Genomic DNA, 2,500 nt, shown 5'->3' with positions numbered 1-2,500 from the left:
TGTGATCTGTCCGAAGAAAACTCTATCTCTAAAGCTGTCAGACCACATTTAAGCCCTGGTAAGGTTCCTCGCGTATCATCGAATTAAACCACATGCTCCACCGCTTGTGCGGGCCCCCGTCAATTCCTTTGAGTTTCAGTCTTGCGACCGTACTCCCCAGGTGGGATACTTATCACTTTCGCTTAGTCACTGAACCGAAGTCCAACAACTAGTATCCATCGTTTACGGCGTGGACTACCAGGGTATCTAATCCTGTTCGCTCCCCACGCTTTCGTCCCTCAGCGTCAGTATATACGTAGTAGACTGCCTTCGCAATCGGTATTCTAAGTAATATCTATGCATTTCACCGCTACACTACTTATTCTATCTACTTCCATATAACTCAAGTCAATCAGTATCAAAGGCAGTTCCATCGTTGAGCGATGGGATTTCACCTCTGACTTAATTGACCGCCTGCGGACCCTTTAAACCCAATGATTCCGGATAACGCTCGGACCCTCCGTATTACCGCGGCTGCTGGCACGGAGTTAGCCGGTCCTTATTCTTACAGTACCGTCAAGGATCTACACGTAGATCGGTTTCTTCCTGTATAAAAGCAGTTTACAACCCATAGGGCAGTCATCCTGCACGCGGCATGGCTGGTTCAGAGTTGCCTCCATTGACCAATATTCCTCACTGCTGCCTCCCGTAGGAGTCTGGTCCGTGTCTCAGTACCAGTGTGGGGGATAATCCTCTCAGACCCCCTACCTATCGTTGCCATGGTAAGCCGTTACCTTACCATCTAGCTAATAGGACGCATAGTCATCTTGTACCCATAAATGTTTAATAGTGTTCCGATGCCGAAGCACTACATTATGGAGTATTAATCTTCATTTCTAAAGGCTATCCTCCTGTACAAGGCAGATTCTATACGCGTTACGCACCCGTTCGCCGGTCGTCATCTATGCAAGCATAATGTTACCCCTCGACTTGCATGTGTTAAGCCTGCCGCTAGCGTTCATCCTGAGCCAGGATCAAACTCTTCATTGTATATTTTAAATAATATTAATGAATAAGTTTCAAAAGAATTTAACTTCGTTAGAAGTTGTGGTTATTCTACTCTTATTTACGCTGTCAATTTCAATATTTTCAATGAACCTAGTTTTTTTTAAAAAACCAGAGATAAGAATAATCTTATCATTTTTTGTAGAAATGTTAGAATCGAACTAACTGACATATTATTGTCATTTCCAAATTTCTTTAATCGTTACGCTTTCTGAAAGCGGTTGCAAATATACATTCTTTTATTTGTTTTAAACAAGTTAAAATTAACTTATTTTTTACATTTTATTAATGTGATACTTAACGATGTTTTGAGGAACAGTTGTTAACTTTTAAACTTGCGTTTTCCCGTTAGCGGTTGCAAATCTACAACCTTTTTCTAAACTAACAATGGCTTTTTTTATTTATTTTAAAAGCATTTTATTAACCACTGATTATAAACACATTATAGTTTTTATTTTTTTATTACTTTTTAAAGTTTCTTTAATTATTTAAAGATAAATCAGACTTTTTAAGCTTTTTTATTGATAATTTATTTTTGAAAATTCTTCATTTTAAAAGTAGATAATTTAAAATATAGCGGATTTTAATGTTAAATAATCTAATGCCTAGCCCCGATTGAAGCAATTGTTTGAGCTCTTTTTTGTTTTTCTTTTCGAAAAAACAAAAAAAGCGAGTGCGGAAAGCGGGTTATTGCTTCTGAATATTATTATTTTAAAAGATAAATAAATCCTTTTTTATCTTTATTAACACTATTTTATTCAGATAAATAAAAATCCAATCTAAAAATTAAGAAAGTAACTAAAAGTTATTTTGAGTTTTGATATTATTTTTCAATAAATAAATTGTTTTTAGTTATTTTCTAGATGTAAGAGTCTATTTAGCTCTATTTTCAACAGTAACCAAACTTCACAGGTTTTTAAAACCTGTGAGGTATAATTAAGTATTTAAACTTAATTTATATGTTATCCACTACTTGATTCATTTTAACTTTGGGTAAATAAACTAATCTTTATATTTTTTTTAGAAAAACAAAAAATAAGACACAAAAAAAACCTCAATCTATAAAGATTGAGGTTTCAAAGAAAGGCAACGACCTACTCTCCCACCATTGGCAGTACCATCGGCGCAAATGGGCTTAACTTCTCTGTTCGGGATGGAAAGAGGTGAGCCCCATTGCGATAATCACCTTAAATCGTTTCAGTATATTTCAACTGTATAAGTTAACATATTGGTAAAAATTATATCATAAATTATCAAAAAGAGTTTCGCTTGCGCCCTTACGAGCGCAAGACTTTCTACATAAGCCTATGGGTTATTAGTAATACTCGGCTATGACATTACTGCCTTTACACCTGTATCCTATCAACGTGGTAATCTTCCACGACCCTTTAAAGAAATCTCATCTTGTGGTGGGTTTCGCGCTTATATGCTTTCAGCGCTTATCCCTTCCCAACGT

At 36.0% G+C, this 2,500-nt stretch carries 3 rRNA genes (2 of these 3 only partly in view); all 3 read right to left on the bottom strand.

Annotated elements, in window-relative coordinates:
* Positions 1–1,029 (bottom strand): 16S ribosomal RNA (locus ABNT14_RS01020); it reaches 489 nt to the left of the window's first position.
* A gap of 1,096 nt (positions 1,030–2,125) precedes the next feature.
* A 5S ribosomal RNA gene (gene rrf / locus ABNT14_RS01015) occupies positions 2,126–2,234 on the bottom strand.
* Between the two features lie 106 nt (positions 2,235–2,340).
* A 23S ribosomal RNA gene (locus ABNT14_RS01010) occupies positions 2,341–2,500 on the bottom strand (it continues 2,716 nt past the right edge of the window).

The sequence above is a fragment of the Tenacibaculum dicentrarchi genome (assembly GCF_964036635.1).
GTDB lineage: Bacteria > Bacteroidota > Bacteroidia > Flavobacteriales > Flavobacteriaceae > Polaribacter > Polaribacter dicentrarchi.
Note: the sequence above shows the minus strand (reverse complement) of the source record. Positions and strands in the feature narration are given on the sequence as shown.